A 17,336-nucleotide genomic window follows, 5' to 3' on the forward strand; every position below is an offset into this window, starting at 1 on the left:
CGGCACCTGCGCACCTGCGCACCTGCGCACCTGCGCACCGGAGCACCTGCAAACGTCAGAACGACCGACTGAATGGATCCACAATGACGGCAATAACCCTCGACGGAGTCACGACCGCCTCCGTGGTCAAGACCGAGCTCATCGACCGGATCGCGGAGCTGCGCGCGCATGGGATCGTGCCCGGGCTCGGCACGCTCCTGGTCGGCGATGACCCGGGCTCGCGCTCGTATGTCGCGGGCAAGCACCGCGACTGCGCCGAGGTCGGCATTGAATCGATCCGGGTCGACCTGCCCGCGTCGCCGACCAGCGCCGATGTGCGCGCCGCAATCGCCGACCTGAACTCCGCCCGCGAGGTGACCGGCTACATTATTCAGCTGCCGCTGCCGGTCGGCCACAACGACAACGCCATGCTCGAACTGATCGACCCGTCGAAGGATGCCGACGGCCTGCATCCGACGAACCTCGGCCGATTGGTGCTCGGCATCGAGGGCGAGCTGGACTCGCCGCTGCCCTGCACTCCGGCCGGCATCGTCGAGCTGCTGCGCCGCTACGACGTACCGATCGTCGGCCAGCGCGTCGTCGTCGTCGGGCGCGGCCTCACCGTCGGGCGCCCGCTCGGACTGCTGTTCACCCGCAAGGGTCTGGATGCCACCGTCACCCTGACGCACTCCCGCACGGTCGACCTGCCCGGCGAGGTGCGGCGCGCCGACATCGTCGTGGCCGCCGTCGGCGTGCCGCACCTGATCCAGGCGGACTGGGTGAAGCCCGGCGCCGCCGTGCTCGACGTGGGCATCACCCGGGTGACCGACCCGATCACCGGCAGGGGCACCCTGACCGGTGACGTGCACCCGGGTGTCGCGAACGTCGCCGGCTTCCTGTCCCCGAATCCGCGCGGCGTCGGCCCGATGACCCGTGCCATGCTGCTGTGCAACGTGGTGAAGGCAGCCGAGCTGTCGCTCAGCAGGTAGTCGGGCGCCACGGGCGGTCGCCTCGTAACGGTCCCCTCTCGGGGCTTGCGCAGGTGGCCGTGCGGGCGAGGCTCGGTGGTGCCGCCGTCGCGGCGCACGCTGTGGAAGCCGGCGCACGGTATTCCCTGCGCCGTGAGCCGTAGCCCGCGCCGCGAGCGTGAGGCAGACCGGCTCAGCGCTGCGGCAGCGCCGTCACCGAGGCGTGCAGGGCGCAGTGACGCAGATACTCCGCTGCGTTGTGGCCGAGGCCGGCTACCTCCTCATCCGTCAGGGGCCGCCGCACCTTGGCGGGAACGCCGGCGACCAGCGATCTGGGCGGGATGACGGTGCCCTCGAGCACGACAGCTCCGGCGGCGACGAGGGACCCGGAACCGACGACGGCGCCGTTCAGCACCGTCGCCATCATGCCAATCAGCGAGCCGTCCTCGACCGTGCAGCCGTGCAGCACTGCCCCGTGCCCGACGGACACATTCCGGCCGACGATCAGCGGGAATCCGTGGTCCACGTGGCAGGAGACGTTGTCCTGCAGGTTGGAGCCGGGGCCGATCCGGATGGGTTCCGCCTCGGCGCGCAGCACAGCGTTGTACCAGACGCTGGCGTGTTCGGCCAGGGTGACGTTGCCGACGACCACGGCGCCCGGGGCGACGTAGGCGGTCTCGGCCACGACCGGTCCGGGTCGGTCGGGCAGGGTGATGATGCGGGCGGCGCTGTCGGCAGTCATACGCGTCAGCCTATCGGGCTGCCTCGCGAGCAGGCTCTAGGATTTCGGCATGGTCAATTCCGCGCATCCGTCCGTCGACCGGGTTCGGGAGGCTCTCCGCGCCCACGGCCTGGACCCGGAAATTCGCTGGTTCGACGATGCGGCCACAACCGCCGCCGCCGCCGCGGAAGCGCTCGGCATTTCGCGCGGCGCCATCGCGAATTCGCTCGTTTTCACCCTCGATGGTGAGCCGTTGCTCGTGCTCACCTCGGGGGCTCACCGGGTCGATGCGGCGTGGCTGGGGGACAGACTGGGCGGCACGATCGGACGTGCCTCGAAGGATGTCGTCAGGCAGGCCACCGGTCAGGTGATCGGCGGGGTCGCGCCGCTGGGACATCCGTCGCCACTGCGCACCCTGGTCGACGTCGCCCTCGCCGAATTCCCGGTCGTCTGGGCGGCTGCGGGCCACGCGCACACCGTGTTCCCGACCACGTTCGACGAACTCGTGCGAATCACCGGCGGCGAGCCCACCGCCGTCTCGCCCTAGATCCCGACGGCCTGATCTCCGCCACTCGCGCACCGCCGGGCCGGGAGAATGGCTCCCTCGCCGGTGGGCAAAGTCACAGTTCGGCGGCGTACGGCGACGGATGCCCGGCACGTCCCGGGCGCGACCGGCACTGAACATAGACTCGGCAGAGTTGCACCTCTGATCACTTCGATGGCGAAAAATTCACAAAGGATGCTCAATGCGCGCTCGACATGCTCTCCCGGCCCTGGCCGCCGTGGCCGCCCTCCTGCTTACCGCCTGCGTGGACAACTCCACTCCGACGACTGGCGTCACGGAGGGATCCGCGGCCGAGGTGGTGACCACCGACGAGGAGGCCGCCGCGCTCCTCCCGGAAACGACCGCGACCCCGGGCAAGCTCGTCTTCGGCACCAGCCCGAATTACGCGCCGAACGAGTTCAAAAACGACGCCGGTGAACCGATCGGCTGGGCGATCGACCTGAGTGATGCGATCGCCGCCAAGCTCGGGCTCGAGGCCCAGTACACGGTGGCCAAATTCGAGAACATCATCCCGAATGTCGTCGGCGGCAAGATCGACGTCGGCATGTCGTCCTTCACCGACACGGCGGAGCGTGAAAAGCAAGTCGATTTCGTGAACTACTACCTCGCAGGCATCCAGTGGGCCTCGCCCGCGGGCACGACCGTCGACCCCGACGATGCGTGCGGACTCAAGGTCGCCGTGCAGTCCACGACCTACCAGGACACCGTCGAGATCCCGGCGAAGAGTGACGCCTGCGTCGCCGCCGGCAAACCGCCGATCCAGAAGGTCCCCCTCGACACGCAGGATGCCGCGGCGAATGCCGTCGCGCTGGGCCAGGCCGACGCTTTTAGCGCCGACTCCCCGGTCACCCTCTACGGGATCGCACAGTTGACGGGCAAGCTGCAGACCGCGGGAGAGACGTTTGAGGCGGCACCATACGGTATGGCCGTGCAGAAGGATTCCGGGATGGCCGAGGCCGTGCAGGCCGCGCTGCAGTCGCTGGTCGACGACGGCACCTACGAGGCGATTCTGGACGACTGGGGGGTCGTCGACGGCGGCCTCGACACGATCACACTCAACGCCGGCGCGAGGGGCTAGGCACGTCGCCGCCGCTGGGCGCCGCCTCGACCCCGGGCACCGGTTTCGGCCGTCGCGTGCGTGGCTAACTCAGGAGATCCCCGCCGAACCTCGTTCGCACCCGCACAGGTCTGCGGATGCGCACGGGCGGCGGCACGACTTCTCCTGAATTAGCCACGTGGGGCGAGTTCCCGCTGTGTTATTGCTCCCGCGCCGCCCCGTCGGCCGCGCGCACCACGAACAGGTCCGGGGCCGCGAAGCCCCGGGCTGCGAACGCGGCCGTGACCGCCGCCGTAACCGCGGGGATCAGGGCGCGCGGGGTAAGGGCGATGGCGGCGCCGCCGAAGCCGCCGCCGGTCATCCGGGCGCCGATCGCCCCGGTGCCGCGCGCGGTCTCCACGGCGAGGTCGAGTTCGGGCACGGAAATCTCGAAGTCGTCCCGCATTGACAGGTGCGAGGCGTCCAGGAGGGCGCCGATCGCGGTCGGTCCCTGCTCGCGCAGGGTGCGCACGGTGTCCTGCACGCGCTGGTTCTCGGTGACCACGTGCCGCACCCGGCGGAACGTCTCGTCGTCGAGCACGTCGGCGGCCCGGCCGAGGTCGTCCACGGTGAGGTCGCGCAGGGAACGGACCCCCAGCATCCGTGCACCCAGTTCGCAGGATGCCCGGCGCGAGGCATACCCGCCGGTCGAGTGCGCGTGGCTCACCCGCGTGTCGATGATCAGCAGGTCGAGGCCGGCCCCGTCGAAGCCGAGCGGGATCACCTCGGCCTCGAGGGTGCGGCAGTCCAGGAAGACGGCGGAGTCGGCCTCGCCCAGCAGGGACGCGGACTGGTCCATGATGCCGGTGGGAGCCCCGACGGCCCGGTTCTCGGCCAGCTGGCCCACCCGGGCGAGCATGCGCCGGTCGAGTCCGAGCTGCCAGAGGTCGTTCAGGGCCAGGGCAACCGCACTCTCGATCGCGGCGGAGGACGACAGTCCGGCCCCGATCGGCACGTCAGAGTCGATGAACACGTCAAATCCGGGCCGGGTGGCCAGGTCGGCGCCGAACTGGCCGAGGGCCCAGGCCACGCCGAGCGGGTACGCCGACCAGCCGGCCAGGTTCTCCGGAGTCAGGTCGTCGAGGGAGAGCTCCACCGTTTCCGCGGCGAACGAGCTCGCCACCCGCAGCTGGCGGTCGCCGCGCAGGCCGAGCCCGACGAGCGTGCGCCGGTTGATCGCGAAGGGAAACACGAACCCGTCGTTGTAGTCGGTGTGCTCGCCGATCAGGTTGACGCGGCCGGGGGCCGACCAGAGTCCGGCCGGGGCCGCGTCGAAGCGGCTCGTGAAGCCATCCGTCACGGTCTGGATGAGATCGGTCATGCGTGGGCCTGCCCTTCGAGTGTGGTGCTGATAGCGGGAACGGATGCCGCGGCGCCGGCCGCCGCTTCGGTCGCGTCCGTCCCGGCGGAGCGTTGGACCGCGCGGCGAATGTTGTCGGCCGCCTGCTCGGGCGTGACGTCTCCGATCCAGGCGCCCATGGCGGCCTCCGACCCGGCCAGGAACTTCAGCTTGTCTGCGGCCCGGCGAGGACTCGTCACCTGCAGCATCAGCCGGATCTCGTCGCGGCGCACCGAGACCGGGGCCTGGTGCCAGGCCGCGATGTACGGCGTCGGGGTGTCGTAGAGGGCATCGATGCCGCGCAACAGCCGCCGGAAGAGCACGGCGAGCTCATCGCGCTCAGCCAGGCTGGTCGCCGCGAAGTCGGGCACGTGCCGGTGCGGCAGCATGTGCACCTCGATGGGCCAGCGCGCGGCGAACGGCACGAAGGCGGTCCAGTGCTCGCCGGTCAGAATGACCCGGCCCCCGGCCTGCTCGCTGGCGAGGATGTCCGCGAACAGGTTTGGTCCGTACTGGTCGAGGGAGGCGATCACGCGCTGGGTGCGCGGCGTGACGTAGGGGTAGGAGTAGATCTGGCCGTGCGGGTGGTGCAGCGTGACGCCGATCGCCTCGCCGCAGTTTTCAAACGGGAAGACCTGTTCCACGCCGGGTAGCTGTGACAGGGCGTACGTGCGCTCGGCCCAGGCCTCGATCACCGTGCGGGCGCGCACGACCGACAGGCTCGCGAACGAGCCCTCGTTCTCGGGGCTGAAGCAGACGACCTCGCAGCGGCCGACCGAGGTGCGGACGCGGTTCAGTCCGATGGTGTTCAGGTCGTCGAGCCCGGCGGGGGCGTCGGCGTCGGTGAGGAGGGGCCCGAACGAGGGCGACTTGTTCTCGAACACGGCCACGTCGTAGTTGCTGGGCACTTCTGACGGGTTCCCCGGCGTCGACGGGGCGAGCGGGTCCAGGTGCGCGGGCGGAAGGAACACGCGGTTCTGGCGGGCGGCGGCGATCGAGACCCATTCGCCGCTGAGCGGGTCCTGGCGCATCCGGGCGGTGGCCGGGCGCGGGTCGAGTTCGCGCAGGTCGGCCGCCCGATCCGGCGGCAGGCTGGACTGCGGGTCATCGAAGTAGATGAGGTCCCGGCCATCGGCGAGGGTGTGGCGGTGACGGATGATGCCGGTGTCGGCTACGAAGTCTGGTGTGTTCATGGCGAAAACAACGTTATCTGATTTGCACATGTGAAACCAGGTCTTTCAGGTTGATAACCAAAGTAAACTAAGTGAAGATTGGGTATGGCTCCTCGCGAATCGACCGAATCGACCGCCACGGCCGACCTCATCGACGTGAGCGACCGGCCCGGCGACCGCGACACGCTCCCGGCCCACCAGCGGCGGGAGCAGATCCAGCGCCTCGTCGGGGAGCGCGGTTTCGTACGAGTGCGCGAGTTGCGCGAGGCGTTCGGAGTGTCCGGCGTCACGGCGCGGGCCGACCTCGACGTGCTTGAGTCCGCCGGGACGGTGCAGCGCGTGCACGGCGGGGCGGTTCCGGCCGCGCCACTCAGCGGCCGCCCGCTGCGGGAGTTCTCCTTCGAGGAGGCCCTCGCGTCATCCGTGCTGCCCAAGCAGCAGATCGGCGTGCTCGCCGCGGCCCTCGTCACGAGCGGGCAGAGCATCCTCCTCGACGTCGGCACGACCACCCTCTCTATCGCCCACGCGCTGCTGGCCCGCACCGATCTGACCGACGTCGTCATCATCACGAACGGGCTCAGCATCGCCCTCGCCCTCGAGCCGGCCATCCCTCGGTTCACCGTGATCGTCACGGGCGGTTCGCTCCGCCCGCTGCAGCACTCCCTGGTCGAGCCACTCGCACGGACGGTGCTCAGCCAGGTTCACGCCGATTTGGCTTTCATCGGCTGCAACGGCGTCGATGCCGGCTACGGGGTCACGAACATCAACCTCCCCGAGGCTGGGGTCAAAACGCTCATGCTGGCCGCCGCGACCCGGGCGGTCGTCGTGGCCGACGCCTCCAAGCTCGGCCAGGTGCACCTCGGGCAGGTCGGCCCGCTGCGCGCGTTCGACACCCTGGTGACGGATGCCGCGGCCGACGAGGTCATGCTGGCGCCCCTCCGCGAGGCCGGCCTGACCGTTCTGCAGCCGGAGTAGGTTGACACTATGCGCGCTGCAACGGGTTTCCAGTATGAGTTGAGGGTAGCCACGCCGAGTGGGCCTGCGCTGGCGATCGTCACCGAGGTGGCCGCCGGCCTCCGGCTGTATTCCGTGGACGGCATAGACCTCGTCGAGCCGTTCGCGCCCGAGGCCACCCCACCGTGGGGCGCCGGCATCGTGCTGATGCCGTGGCCCAACCGCATCCGGGACGGCCTCTGGCGGCACCAGGGCGTCGTGCAGCGCCTGCCGCTCACCGAGCCGGAACAGCAAAACGCGATCCACGGCCTGCTTCGGTATTCGTCCTATCGCATGCTCGACCGCAGCCCGAGTTCGGTCACTCTGGCCGCCACGGTCTTTCCGCAGGCCGGATACCCGTTCCTGCTCGACACGACCGTGCGGTATGCGCTCACCGACAACGGTCTTGCGGTCACCCACACGGTGCGGAACGTAGGCCGGGACGCGGCCCCGGTAGCGCTCGGCGCGCATCCGTACCCGAAGATCGGCGGCGTTCCCACCGAGGACCTCGTGCTCACGATCGCGGCGCGCACCCATATCGACGTCGACGACCGGCAAAACCCCGTCGGGGAATCTTCCGTCGTCGGCACCAGGTTCGACCTGCGCACGGGGTGCCGGGTGGGCGACGTCGATCTCGACGACGGCTTCGGCGGGGTGGGGCCTGAGGCTCCCGAGGTGCGGTCCGACGTGACCGGCGAGGAGTCCGGCACCGCCAGCGTGGCCTCCTTGACCGCGCCTGACGGCCGCAGCGTCACGATCTGGGGCGACCGGAACGTCCGCAACGTTCAGGTCTTCACGCCGCGCAACTTCCCCTTCCCGGGGCCGGGCGGCCCGTTCCTGGGCCTGGCGGTGGCGATCGAGCCGATGACGGCCCCTGCGAATGCCTTCAATTCGGGCGCGGGGCTGCGCTGGGTCGAACCAGGGGAGTCCTGGTCTGTGCGCTGGGGCATCCGCCACCAGGGATTCCGCCTCTGACCCGGCATCACCGCGCCCATCACGGTCCGACGGGCAGAGAGACGGGGTGTCCGCCTCGCGGCGGTCACCCCGTTTCACGGCTTGCCGGCTACGAGAGGACGTCCTTGACCAGGGCCTCGTTCTCGGTGTGCGACCAGAGCGAGTGCAGGTAGCCGACGAGCAGGAGCACGAAGGGCAGGGACACGAGCACCCAGCCGATCGGGCTCAGGCACCACGATGACATCGTCGGGTCCACGCCCTCGGCCACCGTGCCGGCGAGGAGCCCGAAGCTGCTCATCAGCAGGTACTCGCCGAGGATCAGACCGATGGTGGCCAGCACCGGGGCGATGATGGTCTGGACCACGTTCTCGCTGCCCGCATTGCGGTGGAAGAACGCGATCACGGCGATGCAGACGAGGATCTCGATCAGCACGATCGCCACCACGGCGAGACCGCTGAACCAGTAGAACATGTTGAGCACCGGGTCGAGCCGGAAGACGGCGAAGGTGACGATGACGAGATCCGTGAGGACCGACGTGGCGAGGGAGGCGGTGCTCGGGGCGCCGCGACCGTTGACGTGGCTGAGCGGCGCGGGCAGCGCGCCGCCGCGGCCGAGGGCGAAGAGGTACCGGCTGGCCGCGTTCTGAAAGGCCAGCGGTCCGGCGAACAGGCTCGAGATCACCAGGACGCCCATCACGGTGGCCATCCACGGTGCCACGTACTGGGTCGCGAGGGAGAAGAGCACCGCGGCCGGGTCGGCCAGGGGAACCCCGTCGAGACTCGACAGCTCCACGGTCTTCTCGACGACCGAGGATGCACCCATTCCCGTGACCATGGCGAACGCCGTCAGGGCGAACAGCGCCGTGATCACTCCGACCGCCAGGTAGGTGGCGCGGGGGACCACCGTCTTCGGGTCCTTGGATTCCTCGCCGTAGATTGCGGTGGCCTCGAAGCTGATGAAGGACGCGAACGCGAAGGCGAACGCGATGCCCGCCGAGCCGGCCAGCCCGCCGGCGAGGATCGCGGCCGGGTTGAACGAGGCCCAGAAGTTCAGGCCCTCCGGCCCGCCGTCGGCCAGGATGGCGACCGAGGTGACGACCAGTGCCAGGAGTTCGAGCAGCATCAGCACGCCGAGCACCTTGGCGCCGACGTCCACGCTCACCAGGGGAGCAGGCCGACCTGGGCGCCGAGCAGTCCGCCGAAGAACCCGTAGATCGCGAGCTGGATGGCGAGGTAGGCGAGGATCGAGACGAAGGCCGACGCGCTGCCGAGCTGGTGGCCGAGGCCTCGGCCGATATAGGCGAAGAAGGCTCCGGCATTGGTGACGCGCTGGCTCATCGCGGCATAGCCGACGCTGAACAGCAGCAGGGTGACGCCCACCACGAGGTAGGCGCCCGGGGCGGCCGCGCCGTTACCGAGAATGATCGCGACCGGGACCGCACCGGTCATGCCCACGAGCGGTGCGGCCACCGCGACCACGAAGAAGACGATGCCGATCACACCGAGGCGTCCCGTGCGTAGGGTGGTCTGGGAGTCGGACTGAGGGGTACTGCGAGTGGTCGTCATGGGTTTACTCCTCATTGAGTTGACGAGTGAGTGAGTTGACGAGTGAGTGAGTTGACGAGTGCGTGAGTTGACGAGTGCGTGAGTCGACGAGTGCGTGAAAACGAACGGATGCCGCGAAAAACCCGTGCGGCTAGCTGCGGTAGTGCATCCAGACGCCCTTGACCTGCGTGTACGCGTCGATCGAATCCGGACCCATCTCGTTGCCCCAGCCGCTGGTCTCGAACCCGCCCCACGGCGCGGCCATATCCGGCACCGGTGGCATGTTCACGAAGATCGCACCGGCACGGATGCCGTTGGCCAGGCGGTGCGCCTTCTCGAGGTCCTTCGTCCAGAACGTGGCGGCGTGCCCATAGTCGGTGTCGTTGGCCCGGTTGATGAGCTCCTGCAGGTCGTCGTCATCGTCGTAGGACATGATCGAGAGCACCGGCCCGAAGACCTCGTCGGTCGCGATGGCCATGTCGTCGCGCACACCGGCGAACACCGTCGGCTGGAAGAAGGAGCCGACCTCGCCGGCCCGGGCGCCACCGGTCACGAGTTCCGCGCCCTCGGCACGGCCGACCGTGACCATCCGTTCGACGTGGTCGAGGTGTCTTTGAGAGACCAGAGGACCCAGCTGGGTGCTGGGGTCCATCCCGGCGCCAAGCTTCATGCCGGAGACCCCGGCCGCCATTTTCTCAACGAATTCGGCCTCGCGCTTCTTGTTGACATAGAACCGCGTGTAGGCCGCGCAGACCTGCCCGGAATTGAGCGTGACGCCCGCCAGGTTGCCGCCGAAGGCCGCGTCGATGTCGGCGTCCGCAGTTATGATGAAGGGGGCCTTGCCCCCGAGTTCGAGGGTGATCCTCTTGAGGTTCGAGGCGGCGGAGCCGGCCTGCCTACATCGAAGCCGACCGCGACATCGACGGCCAGGACATCGTGCTCTGGCACACGTTCGGCCTCACCCACTATTCGCGCATCGAGGACTGGCCGATCATGCCCGTGGACACCGCTGGTTTCAAGCTGAAGATCGATGGCTTCTTCGACCGCAGCCCGGTGCTCGATGTGCCGCCGTCGACGCCCGTCGAAGAGGGACACTGCCACTGCTGAGTATGCAGCGCGCCGGGGTCGAGGGAAGACGGGTTTCCCTCCCCGGCCCCGATCCGGCAGTCTGGGAGGATGGCCGAGAAGATGAGGCAGAAAGACCAGACCGAGACCGGTCCACGTGCAGCACGGGCGGCAGCCGCCGCCCGGCCGCCGCTGAGCCTGCCGGACGCCGTGCGCCTGACGGCCCTGATCCGCATGAAGCGGCTCGCCATCGGCCTGCTCCTCCTGATGGCGGTAGTGTTCGCCACCTCGTTCGCGCTGCAGGAGAGCTACCCGTGGCTGCAGTACGTGCGCGCCGCGGCCGAGGGCGGCATGGTCGGCGCCGTAGCGGACTGGTTCGCCGTGACGGCCCTGTTCCGGTACCCGCTGGGCCTGCGCATCCCGCACACGAACATCATCGCCAGCCGCAAGGACGAGATCGGGGCCAGCCTGGGTGAATTCGTCGAGACGAATTTCCTCTCCGAGGCGGTCATCCGTGGCAAGCTCGAATCGCTGGGTGCGTCCCGTCGGCTCGGCGCGTGGCTCTCCCAGGAGGAGAACGCGCGTCGGCTCACCGACGAGGTCGCGGTGGCGGGCGCCGGTCTGCTCAACCTGCTCAGCGACGACGCGATCCAGGAGCTGATCGAAACCGTTGCCCGCGAGAACCTGCTGAAGCCGGAGTGGGGTCCGACAATCGGGCACGTGGGGGCGCGGCTGGTCGAGTCGGGGCAGCAGCACGCCGCCGTCGACCTGCTGCTGGAACGGGCCGAGGGCTGGCTGTTGGAGCATCCGGAGGCCTTCGGGCGGGCCGTGTCCCAGCGTCTGCCGACCTGGCTCCCCGGTTTCGTCGACAAGCTGGTCGACGACAAGGCGCACCGGGAGGTGCTCGCCTTCGTGGCCACCGCGCGTGCGGATGCCGCGCATCCGCTCCGCCAGGCCATCGATCGTTACCTCGTCGAGGTGATCGACGACCTGCAGCACGAGCCGGCGATGATCGAACGGGTGGAGGCGCTCAAGCTCGAACTGCTCGACAGTGCCAGGCTGCGCGATTTCGCGAGCAAAACCTGGGAGGCCGTGAAGGTCTCCCTGACGGCGGCGCTGAACGACCCCTCGAGCGGGTTGCGCACGGGCATCCGCTCGACCGTCATGGAGGTCGGCGGGAGACTGTCGACCGACCCGGCCCTCGGCGCCCGCGTCGACCGGTGGCTGGCCGACAGTGCAAGCTACATCGTGCGCCGGTACCGGCACGAGATCGCCGAGGTGATCACCGAAACCGTCGCGCGGTGGGACGCGGCCGAGACGGCCGAGAAGATCGAACTGCAGATCGGAAAGGACCTCCAGTTCATCCGCATCAACGGCACCGTGGTGGGCGCGCTTGCCGGCCTGGTCATTTTCGCGCTCGCCCAAGCCGTTGTGGCACTGGTGTGACGCGGCCCTGGACCCTCGCCCCGAATGGGGGATATTTGAAACCCGGTCTTGGATACACCCTTGTGTCTTAGCAACAAAGGGGCATCTGTGCGGGAACTCATACGATGGGCGCTGGCTCCCGCCATGCGCACCTGGGCCGCCGCGTCCGAGCGCGGCTTCGGCGATGTCCCCATGCCCACGGATGCTCCGCAAGCGCACTCCGCGGGCATTGATCCCGACCGGATCCTCATCCTCGGTTCGGGGCTGGCGGTCGGCCGCGGGGTCGTGAGCCACAACCTGGCCCTGCCCGGCTCGCTCGCCCGCGCCCTGTCCGCGCAGACCGGCCGCGGGGTCGACGTCGACCTCATCGCGAATCCCCGCATGACCGTCGCTACGGCCCTCCTCGAGCTGACCGGGGTGCGGCTCACCCGTTTCGAAGCGATCGTGCTGGTCCTGGGCGTGAACGAGGCCGTGAACTTGGTCTCCGCCCGGGCCTGGCGGCGCGATCTGGCGAATCTGCTCCGGTTCCTCACGGCGTCATCGCCCCGCAGCACCAGCATCATCGTGGCGGGAATCCAGCCCATCCGGTCGATCCCGGTGTTCGATTCCAGGCTCGGAAATCTGGCTGACCACCACGGCCGGCTCCTGAACCGGGTGACGGTACGACTCGTCGCCGACAGCAGCGACGGGGTCGCGTTCGTACCGTCCAGTGCGGCGCCGACGCCGCCGCCGGGCCGATACCGGTCCACGGATACGTATGCGCACTGGGCCGACGTTCTCGCCTCCCGGATGGCGCCGCTCCTCGGCGCCGACCGGGTCGCGACCCCTGACGCCGAACCGGTGCCCTCCGACGACCAGGCGAGGGCGAAGGAGGCGCGGCGCCAGCTCGCGGTCGACCAGCTCGGGATCGTCGACACCCCGCCCGAGGAGCGCTTCGACCGCATCGCGGCACTGGCGCGGACCCTGTTCGGCACCCAGTCCGCGGCGCTCACGGTGATCGATGGCGATCGCCAGTGGCATAAGGCCCGCATCTGCGTGGCCGATGCCGAGTCGCCGCGGTCCAATTCGTTCTGCGAGGTGACCCTCACGGGCACCGCGGCTATGGTGATACCGGATGCCCTCCTCGACGACCGCTTCCGAGACAATCCACTCGTGGTGGGCGAGCCGAAGATCAGGTTCTACGCCGGATTCCCGATCGAGTCGCCGTCGGGGGAGCTCATCGGGGCTCTCTGCGTGTTCGACTCGGAGCCGAGGGCGGCAGGAACCATCGACCTCGTGCTGTTGCGCGAGTTGGCGCTGATGGTGCAGCGAGAACTCGCAAGCCCGTTCACCGCCGAGTAGCGGACGCGCCCGTAGACGCACCCGTAGACGCACCCCTAGGCGGCGTGGGCGACACCGGCGGGTGCCGATCCGGGCGACAGGCGCGTGCGCGGGGCCGCGCCAATCACGGCGTTGTCCGGAACCCGCAGATCGCGTTCGACGACCGCTCCGGGGCTGAGCCGTGCCCCGCGACCGATCCGCACATAGCTGCCCAGCCGCGCGGCGCTGCCGACGACCGCGTCCGCGCCGACGTGCACGTTCTGGCCGATGAACACGTGAGAACCGATGACCGCGTCCTGGTCGATCCAACTGCCGGGGCCGATCCACGACTCCGCCCCGACCCGCGCGCCGCTCTCCACGTAGGCGGTTCGGGATACGAACGCCTCGGGGTGCACGCGTGCGCTGGGGGACACCAGGCCGCGTCCGTTGGGGTGACGCCGGTACCGGGTGATGATCCCGGTCTTGATTTCAACTTCTTCATTCACTCTGCCCACGGGGCCTCCTTCTCAGGTCGCCGGCATCGGGCATGCCGGCACCATGTCAGAGAAGTATGGAGGAGCTACCCGAACGCCGCCCGAATCATCGCTGGGTGCTCGCCGGGAGTCCGGATTCGATGCTGGGCCCACGCGAGACCCGGGTCTGCACCGACGCTGATCCTGTGAGTGGGCCCCGTCGGGCTCGAACCGACGACCCAAGGATTAAAAGTCCTTTGCTCTACCAACTGAGCTAGAGGCCCGCGGTTAATAATGTACAGGGGATTTCGGATCCGTTTTTCTAGGTACCGTGGGAGAGGGTTTTCTGCAGACGAGACGGATGTGCCCACAGCGAACACGAAACCGAGCCCAGGAGGATGCCATGGCCGAGAATTTCCACAAGCCGACCCAGTTCTCCGGCAGCAAATTCGAGTCCTTCCAGGGGGGCGAAGACCCGGCACTGATCAGCCGGGTGGCGCATGAAACCGCGCACGCGCTTCTGGCCCGCGTGCGCAGCGACCCTGACCCCGACATCGTCGAGCGGCTCGTGACCTACACCGACGAGAACGGCGTCGACGCGGTGGCCGAACTCTGGTCGCGGGCAACGCCGCGCAGCCTGCCCGGGGCGCTCTGGCGGATCTACCTGGTGCGGTTGCTCATCCGCCAGGATCCCGAGGGCACGGCGTTCCTCTACCAGCGCGGAACCGAAGTCACGGTGGCGATCGACCCGGTCATTGCCGGGGCCGCGGTGCCCACGGGCACGGCGGAGATCATCGTCCTGGCCGACCAGATCCTGCGGGGGATCTTCACCGGGGATTTCGCCGTGGCACTCGACCGCGCGGCGGCGTTCTGCCGCGTCATCTCCGTCGGCTGCACCAGCGTCGCGGACGACCTGGAGACGACCGAACCGCTCCGGTCCACCGAACTGACCACCCGTGCCCTCCGGTTCTCCACCACCGCCCAGGAATTCGGCTCCTGCGCCCGGCTCTGGCGCAGTGACTCGCTGGACTGACCTGTCTAACTGATCGGCCGCGAGCCGTCCCGCCGGGTGCGCGATCCGCATCCGGGTCGTTTACACTGGAGTCTGGTCGGGCCGCAGTAACCCCGGGCTCCAATATTCGCCGCTGTGAGCGGCCTCGCGCCGAGAGGCGTTCTGCGGTCCGGCCTTCACTCCTCCTCTGCCTGGCGTGACACACCAATCCGATTCGGTCTCCGCGCCGAACCATGGACGTGGACAAGACCTGAGATGCTTGTTCTCATGAGTGCTGAATTCAACGTCAACCGGGAGGGGACTGTTCCTGTCTCCCATGAGGAATTGCTGGGCCGGGTGGCGCAGGGAGATGAAGGAGCATTTGGAGAGCTGTATGACCGGATGGCCTCGCGTGTTCTCGGTCTCGTTCGACGTCTTCTGGTTGACCCCTCGCAGTCGGAGGAAGTGACGCAGGAGATCTTCCTGGAGATCTGGCAGACGGCGACGAGGTACGAGGCCCAGCGCGGCGGGGCGGCGACCTGGATCCTGACCATGGCGCACCGCCGCGCGATCGACCGAATTCGGTCGTCGCAGGCCAGCCGCGACCGGGATATCAAAATCGGCATCCGTGATCTTGCGGTTGCCTACGACGAGGTGTCCGAAACGGTCGGAGTACGAATCGAGCACGAACGAGTGGAAAAGGCGATGTCCAGATTGACGGAACTGCAACGCCAGGCGATCAGCCTCGCCTACTACGGCGGCCTCAGCCAGAGTGAAGTCGCCGAGCGGTTGCAGATCCCTCTCGGAACTGTGAAAACGAGGCTGCGCGACGGCATGATCCGCCTGCGCGACGAGTTGGGAGTGGCGTCATGAGCGACAACACCCGGAATGACGACACCCGCAACGCCGCCGGGCAGAACCCGGGCGAGCTCGCCGGCGCCTACGCCCTCCAAGCCCTGGGCGCGGAAGAGGCCGCCGTCTATGAGGAGCACCTCAAGGCGTCCGAGCCGGCCCGCATCGAGGCGGCCGAGCTGAGTGACACCGCGGTGGCGCTGGGCCTTGCCGCCACCCCCGTGCAGCCCTCGGCCGGACTCAGGGCCTCCCTGATGGCCAAACTTGCCGCCACGCCGCAGCTCGCGCCCCTGCCGGCCGATCAGACGGCACCGGCCACCCCCGCGCCGCGCGTCGATCCCGCTCCGATCCGAGGCGCCACTGCAGCGGGCAGCGCCTCCGAGCGCGCCCGCCTGCGCTGGTTCCAGCGGCCCGTCGGCGTTCTCGCGGCGGCCGCCGCGGCCGTCGCCCTCTTCGCGGGCGGCACCTTCGTCGGCCAGTCCCTGGAGTCCGACCAATTCGAACAGGACCAGGCGGCCGGTCTCGTGCAAATCACGGCGGCCGCTGACATCCAGCGCGCGTCGGCGACCACCGCCGACGGTCAGGAAGCCACCCTGGTCTGGTCCGAAGAGAGCGGACTCTCAGCGCTCCTGGTCGACGACCTGCCGGACTTGCCGTCCGACCGGGACTACCAGCTCTGGTACATCGGCGGCTCCGGCCCGGTTCCCGCCGGAATCTTCGACTCGTCCGGCACCGGCACCGGCACCGTCTGGCGCGTGCTCGACGGCAGCCTCACCGCCGGCGACACGATCGGCGTCACGGTCGAGCCTAAGGGCGGCTCGGAGCAGCCCACCAGCGACCCGATCCTCGCCATCCAGAGCTCCTGAGCTGCTTGATCTGAGTCGATCCCGACCTGATCCTGACCTGCTCCTGACCCGATCCTCTATGCTCGTCAAATGACTGTTCGGCGAACGACGCTGCCCTTCACCCTGCTCCTCGACCCGGTTCCCGCCGACGCGCCGCAGACGGAATTCGACGACACGTTCCACGAGGTGGACTCGGATGCCCCGGCGTTGCGGGTGGGGGAGTTGAGCGCCCAGCGGGGCGACGGCGTCTTCGAGACACTTGGCGTGGTCGGCGGCCACCCTCAGGCGGTCGGCCCACACCTTGCCCGGCTGGGCACCTCGGCCGCGACCTGTGAGCTGCCCGAGCCGAACACGGCTCAGTGGCTGGCCGCGATCGCGCACGTGGTCGATCGCGTCCCGCACGAGGGCGAAGTTGTGCTCAAACTCGTCTACAGCCGCGGCGTCGACTCCGGCCCGGCACCCACGGCCTGGCTTCACGCGACCCCCGCGCCCGACTTCGCCGTCGTCCGCGAGGACGGCATCCGGGCGGTCACCCTGGACCGCGGCTACCCGCACGGCGTCGCAGAGCAGGCGCCCTGGCTCCTGATGGGCGCGAAGACGCTCAGCTATGCGGTCAACATGGCCGCCCTCAGGGAGGCCCGCCGCCGCGGCGCCGACGACGCGATCTTCCTCACCCACGACGGCTTCGTGCTCGAGGGTGCCACCTCGACCGTGATGCTCTGCAGGGGCGATGTCTACGTCTCTCCCCTGCCGAGCGGAGCAATCCTGCACGGCACCACCCAACAGAGCGCGTTCGAGCACCTTCGGGCGGCAGGGGAGCGCACGGAATACCGCGACATGAGCGTCGACGAGCTACGGTCGGCGGATGCCGTGTGGCTGCTCTCCAGCCTGCGCCTGGCCGTGCACGTGACCGAACTCGATGGCAGACCAATGCCCGTCGACTCCGAGCGCACCCGCACCCTCAACGCCGCCCTGCTCGCCCGCACCGTCTGACGCCCCACCGCAGCGCGTCGCCCCGCAGCCGGCTTGCTAACCAGTTCGACGGAGATTCTGC

The 17,336-nt window shown here is 69.0% G+C and carries 17 protein-coding genes, 1 tRNA gene and 2 pseudogenes; 12 read left to right on the top strand and 8 right to left on the bottom strand.

The genetic code is table 11. From position 1 onward, the window contains the following. The first annotated feature begins 83 nt into the window (after positions 1-83). Positions 84-968: a bifunctional methylenetetrahydrofolate dehydrogenase/methenyltetrahydrofolate cyclohydrolase gene (locus tag E3N86_RS01495; protein WP_134511193.1), complete on the top strand. Its 885-nt coding sequence runs from the start codon at positions 84-86 to the stop codon at positions 966-968. Positions 969-1,140: 172 nt separating this feature from the next. On the opposite strand, the gene E3N86_RS01500 is transcribed toward E3N86_RS01495, so the two are convergent. Then, positions 1,141-1,689, bottom strand: a complete 549-nt coding sequence (locus tag E3N86_RS01500; protein WP_104100170.1) for a gamma carbonic anhydrase family protein — start codon at positions 1,687-1,689, stop codon at positions 1,141-1,143. 49 nt (positions 1,690-1,738) lie between these two features. Here E3N86_RS01500 and E3N86_RS01505 point away from each other — a divergent pair, with 49 nt between their 5' ends. Next, complete coding sequence (locus E3N86_RS01505) at positions 1,739-2,215, top strand: YbaK/EbsC family protein (RefSeq protein ID WP_104100169.1); 477 nt, start codon at positions 1,739-1,741, stop codon at positions 2,213-2,215. A 199-nt stretch (positions 2,216-2,414) separates the two neighbouring features. Beyond that, complete coding sequence (locus E3N86_RS01510) at positions 2,415-3,311, top strand: ABC transporter substrate-binding protein (protein WP_104171829.1); 897 nt, start codon at positions 2,415-2,417, stop codon at positions 3,309-3,311. Positions 3,312-3,489: 178 nt separating this feature from the next. On the opposite strand, the gene galK is transcribed toward E3N86_RS01510, so the two are convergent. After that, complete coding sequence (gene galK, locus E3N86_RS01515; RefSeq protein ID WP_134511194.1) at positions 3,490-4,650, bottom strand: galactokinase; 1,161 nt, start codon at positions 4,648-4,650, stop codon at positions 3,490-3,492. Further along, positions 4,647-5,861: a galactose-1-phosphate uridylyltransferase gene (gene galT, locus E3N86_RS01520; protein ID WP_134373857.1), complete on the bottom strand. Its 1,215-nt coding sequence runs from the start codon at positions 5,859-5,861 to the stop codon at positions 4,647-4,649. The genes galK and galT overlap by 4 nt, the downstream gene beginning before the upstream one ends. A gap of 84 nt (positions 5,862-5,945) precedes the next feature. Here galT and E3N86_RS01525 point away from each other — a divergent pair, with 84 nt between their 5' ends. Beyond that, the gene (locus tag E3N86_RS01525) at positions 5,946-6,815 is read left to right on the top strand and encodes a DeoR/GlpR family DNA-binding transcription regulator (protein ID WP_134373859.1); all 870 of its coding nucleotides are present in this window, start codon (positions 5,946-5,948) and stop codon (positions 6,813-6,815) included. Positions 6,816-6,824: 9 nt separating this feature from the next. Continuing rightward, positions 6,825-7,808, top strand: coding sequence for an aldose 1-epimerase family protein (locus E3N86_RS01530; RefSeq protein WP_134373861.1), 984 nt, complete (start codon positions 6,825-6,827; stop codon positions 7,806-7,808). Positions 7,809-7,896: 88 nt separating this feature from the next. Here E3N86_RS01530 and E3N86_RS01535 read toward each other — a convergent pair whose 3' ends face one another. From E3N86_RS01535 to E3N86_RS01540, 3 genes and pseudogenes are all read right to left on the bottom strand, one after another. Next, a complete protein-coding gene (locus E3N86_RS01535) occupies positions 7,897-8,949 on the bottom strand; it encodes an APC family permease (RefSeq protein WP_241985907.1) in 1,053 nt (350 codons plus the stop codon). Then, positions 8,946-9,353 carry a hypothetical protein gene (locus E3N86_RS17190; RefSeq protein WP_241985908.1) on the bottom strand — a complete coding sequence of 136 codons (408 nt, stop codon included), beginning with the start codon at positions 9,351-9,353 and terminating at the stop codon, positions 8,946-8,948. The genes E3N86_RS01535 and E3N86_RS17190 overlap by 4 nt, the downstream gene beginning before the upstream one ends. Positions 9,354-9,483: 130 nt before the next feature. Further along, a pseudogene (locus E3N86_RS01540) lies at positions 9,484-10,206 on the bottom strand (aldehyde dehydrogenase); the annotation flags it as partial. A gap of 17 nt (positions 10,207-10,223) precedes the next feature. Between E3N86_RS01540 and E3N86_RS01545 the strand changes: the two are divergent. The 3 genes and pseudogenes from E3N86_RS01545 to E3N86_RS01555 form a co-directional block, all read left to right on the top strand. Further along, positions 10,224-10,439, top strand: a pseudogene (locus E3N86_RS01545) (histamine oxidase); the annotation flags it as partial. A 69-nt stretch (positions 10,440-10,508) separates the two neighbouring features. Beyond that, positions 10,509-11,843, top strand: coding sequence for a DUF445 domain-containing protein (locus E3N86_RS01550; RefSeq protein WP_241985909.1), 1,335 nt, complete (start codon positions 10,509-10,511; stop codon positions 11,841-11,843). A 123-nt stretch (positions 11,844-11,966) separates the two neighbouring features. Continuing rightward, positions 11,967-13,163, top strand: coding sequence for a GAF domain-containing protein (locus E3N86_RS01555; RefSeq protein WP_134511195.1), 1,197 nt, complete (start codon positions 11,967-11,969; stop codon positions 13,161-13,163). A gap of 35 nt (positions 13,164-13,198) precedes the next feature. Here the strand turns inward: E3N86_RS01555 and E3N86_RS01560 are convergent, their stop codons facing one another. Further along, positions 13,199-13,636 carry a hypothetical protein gene (locus E3N86_RS01560; RefSeq protein ID WP_134373867.1) on the bottom strand — a complete coding sequence of 146 codons (438 nt, stop codon included), beginning with the start codon at positions 13,634-13,636 and terminating at the stop codon, positions 13,199-13,201. 169 nt (positions 13,637-13,805) lie between these two features. After that, a tRNA-Lys gene (locus tag E3N86_RS01565) sits at positions 13,806-13,878 on the bottom strand. 119 nt (positions 13,879-13,997) lie between these two features. Here E3N86_RS01565 and E3N86_RS01570 point away from each other — a divergent pair. The 4 genes from E3N86_RS01570 (at position 13,998) to E3N86_RS01585 (ending at position 17,275) form a co-directional block, all read left to right on the top strand. Then, positions 13,998-14,627, top strand: coding sequence for a DNA-directed RNA polymerase subunit beta (locus E3N86_RS01570; RefSeq protein WP_104100162.1), 630 nt, complete (start codon positions 13,998-14,000; stop codon positions 14,625-14,627). Positions 14,628-14,861: 234 nt separating this feature from the next. Continuing rightward, on the top strand, positions 14,862-15,458 hold the full coding sequence (gene sigK, locus E3N86_RS01575) for an ECF RNA polymerase sigma factor SigK (RefSeq protein ID WP_198411460.1): 597 nt from the start codon (positions 14,862-14,864) through the stop codon (positions 15,456-15,458). Then, entirely contained in the window at positions 15,455-16,303 is an 849-nt protein-coding gene (locus E3N86_RS01580) for an anti-sigma factor domain-containing protein (protein ID WP_134511196.1), read from the top strand. The genes sigK and E3N86_RS01580 overlap by 4 nt, the downstream gene beginning before the upstream one ends. 69 nt (positions 16,304-16,372) lie before the next feature. Further along, positions 16,373-17,275, top strand: coding sequence for an aminodeoxychorismate lyase (locus E3N86_RS01585; RefSeq protein ID WP_134511197.1), 903 nt, complete (start codon positions 16,373-16,375; stop codon positions 17,273-17,275). The last annotated feature ends 61 nt before the right edge of the window (positions 17,276-17,336 follow it).

Source organism: Cryobacterium sp. Hz7 (assembly GCF_004402815.1).
GTDB classification, from domain to species: domain Bacteria; phylum Actinomycetota; class Actinomycetes; order Actinomycetales; family Microbacteriaceae; genus Cryobacterium; species Cryobacterium sandaracinum.